Origin of the sequence: Streptomyces sp. sk2.1 (assembly GCF_008120935.1) — a bacterium.
Classification (GTDB): domain Bacteria; phylum Actinomycetota; class Actinomycetes; order Streptomycetales; family Streptomycetaceae; genus Streptomyces.
This window is the reverse complement of the sequence record NZ_RDBO01000266.1, coordinates 1-1,325: the sequence shown is the minus strand read 5'-3', so window position 1 is coordinate 1,325 and position 1,325 is coordinate 1. Positions and strand designations below refer to the sequence as shown.

1 pseudogene is annotated in these 1,325 nt (G+C 72.6%); it reads left to right on the top strand.

What is annotated here, in order from left to right:
* Positions 1 to 332 precede the first annotated feature (332 nt).
* A pseudogene (locus tag EAO76_RS43525) lies at positions 333 to 1,121 on the top strand (hypothetical protein); the annotation flags it as partial.
* Between the last annotated feature and the right edge of the window lie 204 nt (positions 1,122 to 1,325).

Below are 1,325 nucleotides of genomic sequence, written 5' to 3'. Positions count from 1 at the left end.
GGTACATACCCACCCACCCTCCCTGTCCGACCGGCGAGTTGACCGGAAAGTCGCCCGACGGACCGACCGGCCGGCCGAGCCCGCGCTGACCATTTGTGACCGGTTTGCCACGGACGGTGGTGACCCTCTAGCGTTCCGGGAACAGGGCCATCCCTGTAGACGCAGAACGACCCCTGCCGGTGCTGGAACACCGAAAACAGGGGTCTGACCACTTCGATCGCAAGGCCCTTGCGATCTCAGAAAGGCATCGCGATCTCATGGCTGACAGCCAGTCTAGTGCCGCACCGCGCGCACCACGCACCTCCCCGCCCACCCCTTCGCACCCGCATCCGATGGCCGGTCCGGGGTACGGAAAGCGTTCGGCACCCGCTCAACTTCCGCGCGGCGAACGCGACTTCGCGCACCTCCCGGCCCGTGAGGCGTCCATCGCCGCATATCTCGACCGGCTGCCCGAGGGTGCCGACATCTCCGTGAAGACCCTGGCCAAGGTGCTCCCGTACGGCCAGTGCGCCCTGCGCACCGCGCTCAACCGGCTCCAGGACGCCGGGCATCTGCGGCGCGGCAGCGAGTGCGTGGCCCGTGACGAGTGCCTGCTGTGGGTGACCCGTACGTTCTTCTCCCGGACCGCGCGGGACGACGCGTGGTGGGCGGCGTTCACCAGGGGCGACGTACCGCCGGAGGAGCCCGGGCAACGGCCCACCCGTTCCCGGGCGTTCATCCTGCTCGCCGCGCTCGGACGCACCGCGCCCCCGCTCACCCTGTCGGCGGCGGACTGCGCGATGCTGGAACCGCAGGTCACCGAGTGGTTCGCGCGGGGTGCCACGGAGGCGGAACTGCTGCACGCCCTCACCGACGGCCTCCCCAGCCCCGTCCATCACGCGGCAGCCCTCGTCCGCAGACGGCTCACCGACAAGATGCCACCCGAACGGGTGGCTCCGGCGGCGCCGCAGACGGTGCTGCTCGCCCTCGAATGCAGCGACTGCCGCGCACCGGGCGGCGAACGGGCCCTGATCGGCGGCCGGTGCGGACCGTGCCGGGGCGAACCGGCCACCCGGCCCGTCGGCCCGGACGGCGCCGTACCGGCGGAGGGGGTGCGCGAGCGGATGAACGAGGTCCGGGCCGACGGGCCGGGTGGCCGGTTCGCCCCGGCACGGTCCGCACCGGCCGCCGATCAGGGCCCGTTCGCCGCCCGGTGCGCGGCAGTCGCTGCATTCGAGGGCGAGCAGCACCGTCTGCGGCGCCGCCGGAGCCACCCGTTCGGGTGGCATCTTGTCGGTGAGCCGTCTGCGGACGAGGGCTGCCGCGTGATGGACGGGGCTGGGGAG